This window comes from Catellatospora sp. TT07R-123 (assembly GCF_018327705.1).
Taxonomy (GTDB): domain Bacteria; phylum Actinomycetota; class Actinomycetes; order Mycobacteriales; family Micromonosporaceae; genus Catellatospora.
In genome coordinates this window covers 2,078,887-2,093,465 of sequence record NZ_BNEM01000001.1, presented here as the reverse complement: position 1 = coordinate 2,093,465, position 14,579 = coordinate 2,078,887, and the positions used below count along the sequence as shown (strand labels likewise).

General features: G+C 73.0%; 13 protein-coding genes. 2 read left to right on the top strand and 11 right to left on the bottom strand.

The window, feature by feature from the left end; all coding sequences use genetic code 11:
* Positions 1–48: 48 nt before the first annotated feature.
* The 5 genes from Cs7R123_RS08740 to Cs7R123_RS08720 all read right to left on the bottom strand — a co-directional run bounded on the left by Cs7R123_RS08740 (position 49) and on the right by Cs7R123_RS08720 (position 4,464).
* Complete coding sequence (locus Cs7R123_RS08740; RefSeq protein WP_212824989.1) at positions 49–912, bottom strand: DMT family transporter; 864 nt, start codon at positions 910–912, stop codon at positions 49–51.
* 224 nt (positions 913–1,136) lie between these two features.
* Positions 1,137–1,907, bottom strand: coding sequence for a TSUP family transporter (locus Cs7R123_RS08735; RefSeq protein WP_212824987.1), 771 nt, complete (start codon positions 1,905–1,907; stop codon positions 1,137–1,139).
* Positions 1,908–2,071: 164 nt separating this feature from the next.
* Positions 2,072–3,061, bottom strand: coding sequence for a sporulation protein (locus Cs7R123_RS08730; protein WP_212824984.1), 990 nt, complete (start codon positions 3,059–3,061; stop codon positions 2,072–2,074).
* A 124-nt stretch (positions 3,062–3,185) separates the two neighbouring features.
* Positions 3,186–3,473, bottom strand: a complete 288-nt coding sequence (locus Cs7R123_RS08725; protein ID WP_212824982.1) for a GNAT family N-acetyltransferase — start codon at positions 3,471–3,473, stop codon at positions 3,186–3,188.
* Positions 3,474–3,501: 28 nt separating this feature from the next.
* The gene (locus Cs7R123_RS08720) at positions 3,502–4,464 is read right to left on the bottom strand and encodes an aldo/keto reductase (protein WP_212824980.1); all 963 of its coding nucleotides are present in this window, start codon (positions 4,462–4,464) and stop codon (positions 3,502–3,504) included.
* A gap of 249 nt (positions 4,465–4,713) precedes the next feature.
* Between Cs7R123_RS08720 and Cs7R123_RS08715 the strand changes: the two genes are divergently transcribed.
* Positions 4,714–5,907 (top strand): glutamate-cysteine ligase family protein, encoded by a 1,194-nt coding sequence (locus tag Cs7R123_RS08715; RefSeq protein ID WP_212824978.1) that lies wholly within the window; start codon positions 4,714–4,716, stop codon positions 5,905–5,907.
* 10 nt (positions 5,908–5,917) lie between these two features.
* Here Cs7R123_RS08715 and Cs7R123_RS08710 read toward each other — a convergent pair whose 3' ends face one another.
* Together Cs7R123_RS08710 and Cs7R123_RS08705 are read right to left on the bottom strand one after the other, a co-directional pair.
* On the bottom strand, positions 5,918–6,418 hold the full coding sequence (locus Cs7R123_RS08710; RefSeq protein WP_212824976.1) for a hypothetical protein: 501 nt from the start codon (positions 6,416–6,418) through the stop codon (positions 5,918–5,920).
* A gap of 37 nt (positions 6,419–6,455) precedes the next feature.
* Entirely contained in the window at positions 6,456–6,929 is a 474-nt protein-coding gene (locus tag Cs7R123_RS08705; protein ID WP_212824974.1) for a GNAT family N-acetyltransferase, read from the bottom strand.
* 58 nt (positions 6,930–6,987) lie between these two features.
* On the opposite strand from Cs7R123_RS08705, the gene Cs7R123_RS08700 reads away from it, so the two are divergent.
* Positions 6,988–7,635: an MOSC domain-containing protein gene (locus Cs7R123_RS08700; RefSeq protein WP_212824972.1), complete on the top strand. Its 648-nt coding sequence runs from the start codon at positions 6,988–6,990 to the stop codon at positions 7,633–7,635.
* 1 nt (position 7,636) lies between these two features.
* On the opposite strand, the gene Cs7R123_RS08695 is transcribed toward Cs7R123_RS08700, so the two are convergent.
* From Cs7R123_RS08695 to Cs7R123_RS08680, 4 genes are all read right to left on the bottom strand, one after another.
* Positions 7,637–8,452, bottom strand: coding sequence for a PhzF family phenazine biosynthesis protein (locus Cs7R123_RS08695; protein WP_212824970.1), 816 nt, complete (start codon positions 8,450–8,452; stop codon positions 7,637–7,639).
* 180 nt (positions 8,453–8,632) lie between these two features.
* Entirely contained in the window at positions 8,633–12,010 is a 3,378-nt protein-coding gene (locus Cs7R123_RS08690) for a family 16 glycoside hydrolase (RefSeq protein ID WP_212824968.1), read from the bottom strand.
* A 249-nt stretch (positions 12,011–12,259) separates the two neighbouring features.
* Entirely contained in the window at positions 12,260–13,387 is a 1,128-nt protein-coding gene (locus Cs7R123_RS08685) for a methyltransferase domain-containing protein (protein WP_212824966.1), read from the bottom strand.
* A 251-nt stretch (positions 13,388–13,638) separates the two neighbouring features.
* Positions 13,639–14,472 carry a protein kinase gene (locus tag Cs7R123_RS08680; RefSeq protein ID WP_212824964.1) on the bottom strand — a complete coding sequence of 278 codons (834 nt, stop codon included), beginning with the start codon at positions 14,470–14,472 and terminating at the stop codon, positions 13,639–13,641.
* Positions 14,473–14,579 lie beyond the last annotated feature (107 nt).

Here is a 14,579-nt window from a genome sequence, read left to right as displayed (position 1 = left end):
TTCTTAGGTATGCCTAACCAATCTGGCGCGCGGTCGAAGTGCTTCCCGTCACCGGTGCCCGGTGCGCTGCGCGCCGATCCCGGCCACGACGACCAGCGCCACCCCGAGCACCTGCGCCGGTGCCGGTGCCTGGCCCAGCAGCACCGCACCGACCAGCAGCGCGAACGCCGGTTCCAGGCACATCAGGGTGCCGAAGGCCGCCACGTTGAGCCGGCGCAGCGCGAGCAGCTCCAGCGCGTACGGCAGCACCGGCAGCAGCAGCGCCAGCCACGCCGCCTGCGCCACCACCGGGCCGGTCAGCCCGCCCGCCGCCTGCGGCACGCCGAACAGCGCCGTCACCACCACCGCCGCGGGCATCGCCACCGCCAGCCCCTTGACCCCCTCGAACCGGTCGCCGACCCGCTGCGTCAGCAGGATGTACGCCGCCCACCCGGCCGCCGCGACCAGCGCCAGCGCGACGCCGGCCACCGAGACGCCGCCCCGCCACGGCCGGGTCAGCGCCAGCACGCCCGCCAGCGCGAACACCGGCCACACCAGTCCGGACCGGCCGGTCCGCCGCACCACCGCCAGCCCCAGCGGGCCCAGGAACTCCAGCGCCACCGCGGTGGCCAGCGGGATCCGCGCGATCGCCTCGAAGAACGCCACGCTCATCACCGCGCTCACCGCGCCCAGCAGCAGCGCTCCGGCCAGGTCGGCCCGGCGCTGCGCGCGCAGCCACCGCCACGTCGGGCGGGCGATCAGCCAGAACGCCACGGTTGCCCAGCACTGGCGCAGCCACGCCGTGCCCGCCGGGCCGACGGCGTCGAACAGCCCTGTCGACGCGGCCGCGCCGACCTGCACCGACAGCATCGACCCGAGGATGAGCAGGACGGCCGGGCCGCTGCCCTTCCGCCGTGCCGCCGCCGAGGCCATGCCTCCATGATCGCGGTCAACCCGCCCCTCGCGGTCCAAGTCCCCCGAGTGGTCCGAGTCTCCGGAGTGGTGCGGGCGGTCCGAGTGGTCCGAGTTGCCGGGCAGTCGGGCCTATGGCCGGGCGGAATACGCCCGATTGCCCGGCAACTCGGCCGAGCGGTGGGCGGGGCGCGGTCGTGCGGCGGGCGTGGTGGTGGGGCGGGGGTGGTGGGGCGGGACCGGGGTCAGGCGAACCACTGGTCGTAGGACAGGCGGGCGATCAGGGCCAGGACGACGACCAGGAGCACGATGCGGACGAAGCCGGAGCCGCGCTTGAGGGCCAGCCGGGCGCCGAGCTGCGCGCCGATGATGTTGCAGACGGCCATCGCCGCGCCGAGCTGCCACCACACGTGGCCGCCGAGCGAGAAGACGATCAGCGCGCCGAGGTTGGTGCCCGCGTTGACGATCTTGGCCATGGCCGAGCCGTGCAGGAAGTCGGCGCCGATCACGGTGGTGAAGGTGAGCACCAGGAAGGTGCCGGTGCCGGGGCCGATCATGCCGTCGTACAGGGCGATCAGGCCGCCGGCCAGCGCGACCGCGACCGCCGCACGGGTCCTGGTGCGCTTCTCCGGGTGGGCGGTGACCCCGTTGTTCGGGCGGAACGTCACGAACAGGGCGACGCCCACCAGGATGGCCAGCACCACCGGCCGGTACGCGTCCGGCGGCACCGACCCGGCGAACCAGGCGCCGATGCCGGAGACGACCACGGCCATCGCCGCGGCCGGCCCGGCCACCCGCCAGTCGATGCGGGTGCGCCGGGCGTACAGCACCGCGGCGCTGGAGGTGCCCGCGATCGCGGTCATCTTGTTCGTGCCCAGCACCGTGGCGACCGGCACGTTGGGCAGGCCGATCAGCAGGGCGGGCAGCAGCAGGAGGCCGCCGCCGCCGACCACGGCGTCCACCCACCCGGCGGCGGTGGCGGCGGTCAGCAGCAGCGTGAGGGTGCCGGCGTCCATGAGGGGTGGCAGTGATCAGCGCTTGCCGCGCTGGGTCGCCAGCCACATCCCGGCGGCGCCGACGGCGATGAAGACGAGCATGAAGCACACGAGGGCCTTGAACACCGGCCCACCTTAGCCGCTCGTCCCGCCGCACAGCACCGCCGACCTGGCGGCGTGGGTCACTACTCGAAGAAGCCGCCGTCGTCGTCGAAGTCGAAGACCTCCTCGGCGATCTCCCCGGCGACCATGCCGCCCAGGAAACCCGCGGCGCCCGCCGCGACGACCGTGCCCATGCCGTACCCGTCGCCGCCGTGGCCGTGCCCGCCGTGGTGGCCGTAGCCGTGCCCGTACTGCTGGTGCCCGTACTGCTGGTGCCCGTACTGCTGGTGGCCGTAGCCGTGGCTGCCGTGGCGCTCCAGGGCCTGGCGGATCCAGCCGTCGATCACGGCGGTCCAGTCGGTGCGGCCGGCGTCGGCGTGGCTGACGTGGTGGCGGCTGAACGAGTCGTGCGAGCCGAACCCGCGCTTGTCGAACTCCAGCACCACGTCCATGCCGTGCGGACTGGTGACGAAGGTCAGTTCGAGCTGCCGCATCCGGCCGCTGTACGCGGGGGCCGGGTAGAACTCGATCTCCTGGTAGAACGGCAGCGTCTGGTGCACGCCGTGGATGCGGCCGCGTTCGAGGTCGGCGCGGGCGAACTGGAAGCCCATCCGCGTGAACGCCTCCATGATCTCGGCCTGGAGCGGCAGCGGCTCGATGGCGACCGCGTCGAGGTCGGTCTTGTCCACCGCGTTGGCGACCGACAGCTCGGTGTGCACGCCCATGGTCATGCCGCGCAGCGGCGTGCCGTAGAACGCGGTGACCGGGGCCTCCCAGGGGATCTCCAGCTGGAACGGCAGCGTCTGGGTCGCGCCCGCGGCGAGCGTGAACGCGCCGGTCAGCCGGACATGCTGGAACTCGACCGTGCTGCCGTACTCGCTGTCGCCGTGCTCGACCTCGACCCGGGTGACCAGGCCGATCGAGACGTACTCGATGAGGGTGTCGCGCTCGCCGCCGCGGATGTGCACCTGGCCGGCCAGTATGCCGCCGGGGCGCACCACCGGCGTGGACAGGACGGTGTCGACCGACGGGCCGCCGACGCCGAGCGCCGAGAGCATCCTCTTGAAAACCACTGGTCCGCTTCTCCTCGTGTGCGTGCCGCTGTTCTGATGCGGCTCGTACACGTCTAGCAGACCCTGTCCACTGTCGTCCGGGTCACACCGGCACGCCCGATGTGGCGTGCCGGTGCCGAAACGGTCAGGCGTGCTCGGTGAGCGGCAGGTACTCGGGGTGGTCGTCGATCCAGCGGCGGACGAAGGAGCAGGCGGGCACGACGTGCACCCCGTCGGCGGCCGCGTCGGCCATGGCGGCGGCGACCAGCAGGCCGCCGATGCCGCGCCCGCGCGCCTCGGGTTCCACCCCGGTGTGGTCGAAGACCACCATGCCGGGCTTGCGGCGGTACGTCAGCACCCCGAGCAGCACCCCGCCCTCGCGGGCCTCGTACCGACTGCTCGCGGGCACCTCGACGACCTCGACCTCGGCCACGGGCTCCTCCTTCCTGCGCCGTCCGCGCTCAGCGGGCGGGCGGCGGCGACAGCTTGTCCAGCTCGGCCAGGTCCTGCGCCGACGGGGTCCAGTCGGCGGCCGCGGCGTTGGCGCGCACCTGCTCGGGGCTGGTCGCCCCGGCGATGACCGAACCGCAGCCGGGCTGCGCGGCCAGCCAGCCGATGGCGGTCTCCACCAGGCCGTGCCCGTGCTCGTCGGCCCATCCGGCCAGCGTCTCGACGGTGTCCAGCCGCGCCTCGGTGATGAACCCGGCCGAGTCCTTGGCCAGGCGGCTGGTGTCGGGCGCGCCCTGGCCGCGGCGGACCTTGCCGGTGAGCAGGCCGTTGGCGAGCGGGAAGAACGGCAGCACGCCCAGGCCGTAGTGGCGGGCGGCGGGCACGACCTCGGCCTCGATGCCGCGCTCCAGCAGCGACCAGTGGTCCTGGGCGCTGATGAACGCGGTGGTGTTGAGCTGCTGCGCCACGCGTACGGCGTCGGCGATCTGCCACCCGGCGAACTGGGAGCTGCCGATGTAGCGGACCTTGCCCTCCAGCACGAGCTCGTGCAGGGCCGACAGGGTCTCGCCGATCGGGGTGACCGGGTCGGGGGTGTGGATCTGATACAGGTCGATGTGGTCGGTGCCCAGGCGGCGCAGCGACGCCTCCACCGCCCGCCGGATGTACGCGCGCCCGCCCTTGGCCCCGGCAGCCGGCCCGTAGCCGATGTCGATGTGCTGGTGGCCGAACTTGGTGGCCAGCACGACCTGGTCCCGGCGTCCCTTCAGGACCTCGCCGAGCATGGACTCCGACGCCCCGACGGCCGTGCCACGGCCGTAGATGTCGGCGGTGTCGAAGAACGTGATGCCGGCGTCGAGGGCGGCTTCGACGACGGCGCGGGTGCCGTCGAGGTCGAGCCGCCAGCCGAAGTTGTTGCAGCCGAGGCCGACCGCGGAGACGGTCAGGCCGGAGGCGCCGAGCGGGCGATAACGCATGATCGCCACCCTAGCGCGCCCGCGGGCGCCTGTGCCCGCACGCGCGTAGCGGACTACCTCGGCACTATCCATTCTGCCGGGCGCCGGATGGCCCGATCCGGCGGCGGACTGAGCGTAATGCCCTGATGACCTGAGCGTTCGGACCCTGGACAACCGACAACTGTCGATGGAAAATCGGTTGAGCCCGCAACTGTTGGCGGCACAGTGCGGCCGTTTCCCCTGCTGGTCGAACCTGTCGTGGAGGTGCGGGTGTCACGTGCGCTCTCGGAGCCGTACGCCGAGGAGTGGGTCTTCAACAACGCCTTCGTCACGCAGCGGATCGGATGCGTCGGCGTCGAGCTGGAGTGGCTGGTCGTCGACCCGACGGCACCGCTGGCCCGGCCCGACCACGCGCTGGTCGAGGCCGTGGTCAACCCGCCCGGCCGCCGCCTGCCGTACGGCAGCGCCATCAGTTTCGAATCCGGCGGCCAGGTCGAGCTGTCCACCCTGCCCGCCGCGAACCTGACCGACTGCCTCACCGCCGCCGCCGAGGACATGTCCGTGATCAGGAACGAGGTGCGCGCCCGCGGCCTGCGCCTGATCGGCGCCGGGCTGGACTCGCGCCCGGCCCGGCGGCTCGTCGACAACCCGCGCTACGTCGCGCTGGAAGCCGCCTACGACCAGTACGGTCCGGTGGGCCGCCAGATGATGTGCAACGCCGCGTCGGTGCAGGTCAACGTCGATGCGGGGGACGACTCGGCCGGCTGGCGCGGCCGCCAGCGGCGCTGGTGGCTGCTCAACACGCTCGGCCCGGCCCTGATGGCGATGTTCGCCAACTCGCTGGGCGACGGCGGCCGCAGCACCCGCCAGCTGCTGCGCTTTCGCACCGACCCGACCCGCACCGACCCGGTCCCGGCCGGGGAGTGCCGGGCCGTCTGGACCGCGTACGCGCTCGACGCGCAGGTCACCGGCGTGCGGATGCCCACGGGGCGGCCGTGGCTGGTGCCGCCGGTCGGCTTCACCATGCGGCACTGGCTGCGCGGCCAGGGCCCGCGCGCGGCCAACCTGGCCGACCTGCGCCGCCACCTCAAGAGCGTCATCCCGCCCGTACGGGCGCGTGGCCACCTGGAGATCCGCATGATCGACGCGCAGCGCGGCGACGACTGGGCCGTGCCCGCCACCGTGGTGGCCGCCCTGCTCGACGACCCGACCGGCTCCGACCGGGCCGCCGCCGTCGCCGCCGACCTGCCGGAAGGCGCCGACCGGGCGTACTGGATCGACGCCGCCCGCGAGGGCATGGCCCGGCCCGACCTGGCCGCGGCCGCCCGCTCGCTGATGGAGATCGCCCTGGACACGCTGCACCGGATCCGGGTGCCCGCCTGGGCCGCGGCCGCCACGGCCCGGTTCGCCGACCGCTACACCGATCGCGGCCGCTGCCCGGCCGACGACGGCCGCTCCGCCTGACCGTCGCCGGTCAGTTCATGGGCTCGACGACGCAGTGCGTCGCGCGGGTGCCCTCCCGGTAGCGCAGCGCGGTGTCCTTGGTGACAGTCGCGCCCGCGTGCAGGTTGGGCACCCGCTCGGTGCTCTGCCCGAGCACCGCGCCGTCGGCGCCGGTGACCTGGACCAGGATGTCGACGTCGGCGCTGAGCAGGCCGCGGTTGGTCACCGTGTAGGTCATCGTCGCGACCGGTCCGCCGGTGTCGCAGGTCAGCACCTCGGTCTTCGCCCGGCCGCTGAGCACGGTGCCGGCGACGGCGACCGGGAGGGCGCAGCAGACGAGGGCGGCGACGGCCATGACGGCGATCAGCCTGCCGCGCGTCAGCCCGAACACCCGCCGGGGCGGCGCGGCCTGGGGCGGCGTCGGCGAGTCGGTCACGGCGGACTCCTCTCCGGTACGGCGTCCGGCGGCGTTCAGCCGGATGAGCCGCGCCAGTGTATCGGCGGCCGCGCACACCACGCCGATCCGCCGCATCGCCAGAGGTCTATCCGGTCCCTTCCGCGGGCGAGGTCTAGGCGCCGAGTGCGGCGAGTGCGTCGCCGTCGACCCGGTAGACGGTCCAGTCCGACATGGGCTTGGCGCCCAGGCCCCGGTAGAAGGTGATCGCGGGCTCATTCCAGTTCAGCACCCACCACTGGAGCCTGGTGTATCCGCGCTCGACGCACAGCCCCGCGAGCGTGCGCAGCAGCGCCCGGCCGTGCCCGCGTCCGCGCGCCGCCGGGCGCACGTACAGGTCCTCCAGGTAGATGCCGTGCACCCCGTCCCAGGTGGAGTAGTTGAGGAACCACACCGCCATGCCGACCGCCTCGCCGGTCTGGTCGTCGACGGCGACGTGCGCGAACGCCGCCGGGTACGGCCCGAACAGGGCTTCGTGCAGCTGGGCGGGCGTGGCCTTGGCCTCGTGCGGGGCGCCCTCGTACTCGGCGAGCTCGGCGATGAGGTCGAGCAGCACGGGAACGTCGTCAGGCACGGCGGTACGGATCATGAGCGGCACCCTACCGCTGCTCGCGACGGCCGCCGGACGGCCCGGCTAGGCTGGTCCGATGGGCAGGATCATCTCGGTCAACACGGGTCGGGCGCGCGCCAGCGAAGCTGCTGACATGGGCGTCACGGGTATCGACAAGCGGTCCGTCGAGCACGCGGTGGCGCTGCGGGCACCCGGGCCGCGCGACACGGGACTGGGCAGCGGGGTCGAGGGCGACGAGATCTGCGACCGGCGCCATCACGGCGGCGACGACCAGGCCGTGTACGCGTACGCCCGCGAGGACCTGGACGGCTGGGCCGCCGAGCTCGGCCGCGACGTGCGGCCGGGCCAGTTCGGCGAGAACCTCACCACGACCGGGGTCGACGTCAACGGCGCCCTGATCGGCGAGCGGTGGCGGGTCGGCACGGCGCTGCTGGAGGTGTCGGTGCCGCGCATCCCGTGCCGCACGTTCGCCGCGGCGATGGCGGAGCAGGGCTGGGTCAAGCGGTTCACCCAGGCGGCGCTGCCGGGGGCGTACCTGCGGGTGGTCGAGCCGGGCGAGGTGCGCGCGGGCGACGAGGTCACCGTGGTGCACCGCCCGGACCACGACGTGAGCATCGCGGTGGCGTTCCGGGCGATGACGCTGGAGCCGGAGCTGCTGCCCCGCCTGGTCGACGTCGAGGCGCTGCCCGCGTCCGTACGGGAGAAGGCCGCCGCCCGCGCCTGACTCAGGCGTGCAGGGTGCCGTCGAGGACGGTGACGGCCCGGCCGGTCAGCTCGACCCGGTCGCCGCGGCGCACGGTGCGCACCAGTCCGGTGCGCGCCGACGCCTGCAACCCGACCAGCTCGCCGCGGCCGAACCGGGCACCCCAGAACGGGGCGAGCGCGGTGTGCGCGCTGCCGGTCACCGGGTCCTCGGGCACGCCCACGGCGGGGCCGAAGAAGCGGGACACGAAGTCGTAGCCCGCCGCCGGGTCGGCCGCGGCGGCGGTGACGATCACGCCCCGGGTGGCGAGGTTCGCGACCTTGGCCAGGTCGGGGCGCAGTCCGCGTACGGTCTGCTCGTCGGCCAGTTCCACCAGCAGGTCGCCCAGCGCCCCGGTGTCGTGGGCGGACACCACCGCCGTGCCCAGCGCCTCGGCCAGGCCCGGCAGCGGCGGCACCTCGACCGGCAGGTTCACCGGGAAGTCCAGCGTGATGGTGCCGTCGGCGTTGGCGGTGGCCGACAGCAGGCCGCTGCGGGTGTCGAAGCCGATCGTGCCCGTGGCCAGGCCGTCGGCGGCCATGGCGTGGGCGGTGGCCAGCGTGGCGTGGCCGCACAGGTCGACCTCGGTGGCCGGGGTGAACCAGCGCAGCGCCCAGCGCGGCGCTTGGTGCGAGCCGCCCAGCGGCCGCGCGAACGCCGTCTCCGACAGGTTCAGCTCGGCGGCCACACCCTGCATCCAGCTCTCGTCCGGCCAGGCGTCGCCGGCGAGCAGGCACACACCCGCCGGGTTGCCGCCCAGCGGCCGGTCGGTGAACGCGTCCACGATCCTGATCCGCATACCCGGACTGTATCGGCAGCTCGCGCGTTTCCCGACGGCCAATCCCGGGTTCGTGGCCGAACCGGCCCGCCGCTGCTTCTGAACCAGGTCGCCGGGCAACTCCTGAACCAAGTTGCCGGGCAGTCGGGCGTATCTTGACCGCTCTCTCGCCCGATTGCCCGGCAACTTGAGCCCTAGCCGCTACACGAGGGGTTCGAGCCAGATGTTGCGGAAGCGGGGGTTCTCGCCCGCGTCGCCGTGGTCCTGCAGGCGGATGCCGCCGACGGACGCGCCCTCGGCCGCGCCGGCGCCGGTCGGGCCGTCGATCGCCACGTCGTTGTGGACCACGATGCCGTTCCAGACGATGGTCACCCGGGCGTTGGCGGTCTTGGTGGTGCCGCTGTAGCGGGCGGCCCGGAACGTGATGTCGTAGCTCTGCCACGTCTGCGGGGCCCCGGCCGCGTTGCGGTCGGCCGCCTTCTTCTGGTAGATCGACGCGGCCTCGGTGTTGTCCAGCGCGGTGTCGCCGTACGAGTCGAGCACCTGGAGTTCGTAGCGGTCCTGCAGGTAGATGCCGCTGTTGCCGCGCTGCTGGCCGGTGACCGAGCCCGGGTAGAGCGGCTCGTACCACTCCACGTGCAGCTTGAAGTCGCCGAACCCGAACTTGGTGCGGATGTCGCCGCCCAGCGACTCCATCGACCCGCCCGACAGCGGCCAGGTCGCGGCGCCGCCGGAGCCGTTCTGCCACAGGTTCAGGTCGTCGCCGTCGAACAGCTGGATGTGCTGCCCGCCCGCGGTGACCGTCCAGTGCTGGCTGGCGGCGGCGACGTAGTCCCAGATGTGGATCTGGGTCCCGTCCGCGGTGCCGCCGCCGAGGGCGTCGAGGACCTTGCCGGACTGCGGGTTGAGCAGCGACCCGTTGGCCTGCGGCTGCCAGACCTGCGAGCCGGTGCCGTTGCAGGTCCACAGCTGCGCCTTGGTGCCGTTGGCGGTCCCGGCGTTGTCGACGTCGAGGCACTTGCCCAGGGCGCGGAAGCTGGTGCCGACCCGGCTCCAGCGCTGGGCGCCGGTGCCGTTGCAGGTCCACAGCTGGACCTTGGTGCCGTCGGCGCTGCCCGCGTTGTCGAGGTCGAGGCACTTGCCGGCGTTGCCGATGATCGGTCCGGCGCCGCCGGACAGGGTCACCGAGTCCAGGTTGACGTTGCCGGAGTCACCGGTGTCGTAGCGGTAGGCGATGGTGTTGCTGCCGCCGTTGAGGGCGACGGTCTCCACTTGGGACGACCACGCGTCCCAGGTCGTGGTGCTGCCCAGGGTGATCTGGCGCAGCTTGGTGCCGTTGACGTACAGGCTGACGGTCTTGGCGCCGTCGAACGGGTTCGGGCCGTTGGAGTAGCGCAGGGCCGCCTGGTAGACGCCGGTGGTCGGGGCGTCGACGGTGAACGTGGTGGTCGCGCCGGCGGTGCCGTACCCGGCGACGAAGCCGGTGCCGGTGTAGCCGGTGTGGTCGGTGGCCACGGTGGCGCCGCCGCTGCGCGCGGCGTTCTCAGCCTGGTAGACACCGTCGGCGGGCGGCGGGGTCTGGCCGGGGATGGCGTTGAGGGTGTACCACGCCTCGGTGCTCCACAGCGACTGTCCCGAGGTCGAGCTGAACGGGCGCGGCGAGCGCACGTACACGACCCGGCCCGCCTTGCGGCCGCTGACGGTCAGGGTGACCTTCTTGCCGTCGGTCGACACGGTCGCGCCGGTCACGGCCAGCGTCTCCTCGTCGATCTTCGGGCCGCCGTACGCGGCGGTCGGCTCGTAGCGCCACTGCTTGAACTGGTACTTCGAGGCGATCGAGGCGATGGTGTCGGCCGACAGCGGCTGGGTGTACTCCATCTCGAAGCCGGTGGTGGTGGCCCGCATCGCCAGGATGTCGAAGACACTGGTGCCGTTGGGGGTGAGCTTCTGCAGGCCGTAGATGAGCTTGCCCTCCTGCCCCCAGTTGCCGCCCGCGCCCAGGCCGCCGACGTAGACCGCGCCGTCGGGGCCGAGGTGCACCTCGGCGATGCCCGACTCCAGGCCCTGGGTGAGCCGGAACAGCGCGCCCTGGTACTCCCCGTTGACCTTCTCCAGGAACGCCCGCTGGAGGCCGCCGTAGGTGACGTCGCCGATGAGCAGTTGCCCGGCGTACGGCCCGGACGGCATCAGCAGCGGTGCGCTGGGGGAGTTGGCGATCTCGTTCTGCGGCATGTACAGCACCGGCGGGGTGACCGGGTTGGCGTCGAACTGGCCGGCCGGGGTCGTGTAGTGGTTGAAGAACCGGCCGGGCTTGATCTCGACCAGCTTGGAGGCGGGCAGCCAGCCGCCCTGGTTGTCGGTGACGAACAGGCCGCCCTCGGGGCCCCAGCCGATGCCGTGCGGGGTGCGCAGGCCTCCCGCGACGTAGGTGATCGCGCCGGTCGCCTTGTTGATTTTGATGCTGGTGCCGCGGTTGGGGTCGGGCTGCGGCACGGTGGTGGCGCCGCCGTAGTCGATGGAGACGGACAGGTTCGCGTAGAAGTAGCCGTCCTTGTAGAGCAGGCCGAAGGCGAACTCGTGGAAGGCGCCGGTGAAGGGGAAGGTGGCGATCGTGTTGTACTGGTCGGCCACCTCGTCGCCGTTGGTGTCGACCAGCGCGGTCAGGCGCGTCTTCTCCGTTACGTACACGACGCCGTCGACGACCTTGAGGCCCATCGGCTCCTTGAGGTTGCCCGCGATCTTCTTCACGGTGACCCCGCTCGGCCCGCCGGTCCCGGCGGTGCCGCTCAGGATGTAGACCTCACCGGCCTGCGAGGTGCCGGACTGGTCGCTGCCGCCCCAGGTGCACAGCACCAGGCGGCCGTCGGGCAGCCAGTCCATGCCGGTGACCTTCGGCTGGAAGCTCGCCGGGCGCAGGTTGGTCAGGGTGAAGCCGGGGTGCACGCTGGTCAGCGGCAGGCCGTCGCCGGGGGAGTCGCCGCTGGCCTCGCACTCCTTGCGGCCGGGCGCGGTCACCCGCACCACGCCCGCGTCGGTGCTCAGCACCGAGTTCGGCACCAGCGTGAACGCCGTCGCGCCGGGCGTCTTCCAGTCGAGGGTCAGCTGCTGGCCGCCGCCCGCCTCGAAGTAGTCGATGCGCAGCGAGTGGTAGCCGGTGGCCAGCGTGACGGCACCCTCCTTGGCGGTGGCGCCGTGCAGGCCGTCGTGGTCGATCACGGTCGCGCCGTCGATGACCAGCCGCGAGCCGTCGTCGGTGGTGAGCCGGAACGTGTACGACCCGGCCGTGGCGATGTTGACGTTGCCCAGCACCTGGGCGACGAAGTTGTCCTCGAAGCCGAAGTCGGCCGCCGTCGTCCAGTTGACGGTGGTCATCTTCTTGTCGACGTTGGGGGTCTGCCCGGACTTGAGGACGCACAGCTTGCTCAGCGCCACCTGCACGTCGAAGACGCGCAGCGTGACACCGGGTTCCTGCGCGGGCAGCGCCGCGGTGGCGGGGACGGCCGGTAGTCCGGTCGCGAGCAGGAGCACGGCTGACGCCAGCGCGGTCGCGCGCACTCGGCGTAGCAGTCGGGTGCCCATCGTTCCTCCTGGAGGTAGAGGTTTCCGACGGCTGCCGCGTTACGGCGTAGCCCGCGCGATGACCGTCGGGGCCGTGCGCAGGTGGTCATCGACGCCGACGATTAACACACCCGAAACATCGGTGGGATGGGACACAACCTAGACCACTTTAATTTCGATGTCTATATCTTTCGATCGATCTGGCAAAAGTCCGCCACGGTCATCGTGAAAGTGCCCCACCCATCGGCGTGTCAAATACGTACGCCCTGTTCAGCGCGCATCCGGTTCGGTGGGCCGCTGCCACAGCACCACGTGCCCGTCCTCGGGCGCCAGCGCCGCCAGATCCGGTACGGCCGTACCGCCCAGCACCGCCAGGGCCCGCACCGCCTCGGCGAACCCGTGCGCCCCGGCGTCCACGGTCAGGTACTCGCCCCAGGTCAGGTCGATGGTCAGCTCGACCTCGTCCACTTCGGCCTCGGCTACGACGAAGCGGGACACGGTCACGCTCATCAGCTCGTCCCACGCCACGGGGAAACGGTGCGCGCCGCGCGAGACCGTCACCCCGCCGTCGTCGACGGTCACCGCGTCGCGGGGGCGCGGGGCGGGCGGGTTGGGCCGGCCGGTGCGCAGCGGGGTGTAGTACGAGTCCACTGCGGGCTGGCCGGTGAAGTTCGGTCCGGCCCGGTCGTCGGCGCCCGCGTACGCGAACGGCAGGTCCAGCTCGCGCGGACCGGTGCAGGTGAGCACCCGGCGCCGGGCGTCGTAGCCGATCCGGTGCTCGCGCAGCAGCCGCCGCAGCACCCTGGTCGTGGCGGTGCCGTCGGCGAACCGGATGCTCGCCAGATCGAGGTGCGCGGCGAACGTGCCGCCCGGGGCGAGCCAGGTCAGCGCGCGCGCCAGCACCCCCAGCTTGTCGCCGACGTAGTGCAGCCCGTGCACGCAGGTGATCAGGTCGTACGCGCGCTCCGGCTGCCAGGTGGCCGCCGACGCCACATGCAGCTCCAGGCCGGGCGTCGAGCGCGCGGCCGGATCGAACCAGTCGACCAGGTCGACGCCGGTGAGGGTCAGCGGGCCCGGCCGCGCCGCGTCGTCCGGCGGCAGCGGCGCCGAGCCCGCCTGGGCCGCTTGGGCCGCTTGGGCCGCCTGGGCCGCCTGGATCAGGGCGCGCGCCGAGCCGCAGCACAGGTCCAGCCAGGACGCGCGGCCCTGCTCGGCGACGCGCTCCCGAAGCAGGTCGAGCGGGTGCAGGCCGAGGTCCCTGGCGTAGCTGTTGACGCCGTCGAGCCCGCGCTCCCGGTTCATCGCGCAGTTGGCGACCACATCGGACCGTTCCAGGCTGTCGTCGTCCAGCAGCCGTCCGGCAGCTGGCCGTTCCGCGGACACGGGATCGGAGAGCATCGCCCGATCGTGCCAGAACCCGCCCTCTCCGGCTGTCCGCGCCCTTCGGCTGTCCGCGCCTGCCGGACGTCCGCGCGCCTGTCGGCTTTCGCGGTGCCCAGTTGGCCCCGCCCCGGATCGGTGTGCGACCACCAAGATCGCGCAATTTGCCGGGCAATCGGGCGTGACGAGTGCCGAAATTGGCCCGATTGCCCGGCAAGTTGGCGGTGGTGGCTGGTGGCCCGGTGGCGGGGGCGTCGGCCCGGGGCTGGTCAGGCGGGGTCGGGGGTGGTGAGGGAGGCGGCGAGCTGGCGGAAGGTGGGGCGGTCGGCGGGGTGCGGGGCCAGCATCGCGGTGAGCAGGTCGGACATGGTGGGCCAGGTGTCGGGGACGGGGCGGCGGGTGGTGCCGGCGGCGATGGACGTCCAGGTGTCGCGGACGTCGACCGCGCGGCCGTGGGTGCCGGACGCGTGGGGCCAGCGACCGGTCCACGCCGCGTAGAGCAGCACCCCGAACGCGTACACCTCGGCGGGCGCGGCCAGCTCGACATGCTGGTCCGCGTCGGTGTCCAGCAGCTCGCGGGCGGTCTCCGGCGCGGTGAGCTGGGGCAGTCCGCCGCGCCAGGGCACCGCCGGGGCCAGGTCGGCGCCCTGGGCGTGGGCGTAGTCGAGCAGGCGGGCGGTGCCCCGTCCGGGGACGAGCACGTGCTCGGGGTCCAGCCCGGCATGGCGCCAGCCGCTGTCGTGCAGGTCGGCGAGCGCGACCGCCGCCGACCAGGTGGCCACGGCGGCGGTACGCCGTTCGGCCGCGCCGTCGGCGCCGCGTACGCCCTGCCAGCGCCGGTGCAGCGTCGGGGCGTCGAGCCACTCCAGCGCGATCCAGGTGCCCTGCTCGGTGGTGCCGTGGGCGCACAGGTACCCGGGGTGGCCGATGCGGGAGAGCACTCCGGCCTCCCGGGCGGGCAGCGTCCGGGCCGGGCCGGCGGCGTACTTGACCGCCCAGTGCCGCCCGTTCGGCAGCCGCACCTTCCATACCCGGCTGCGGGCGGAGGCGACCAGCGTCGCGGCCTGGGCCCGTTCGGGCAGCTCGATCTCCGGCGGCAGCATGGGTGCCTCCCCCCGACGGCCTTCTCACCGCCAGTATTGCCGTAATGCCGGTTTGTCCGTGTTTGCCGCGCCCGCCGCCGAGAGCTCCCTGCTTTTGATCGCCGTTT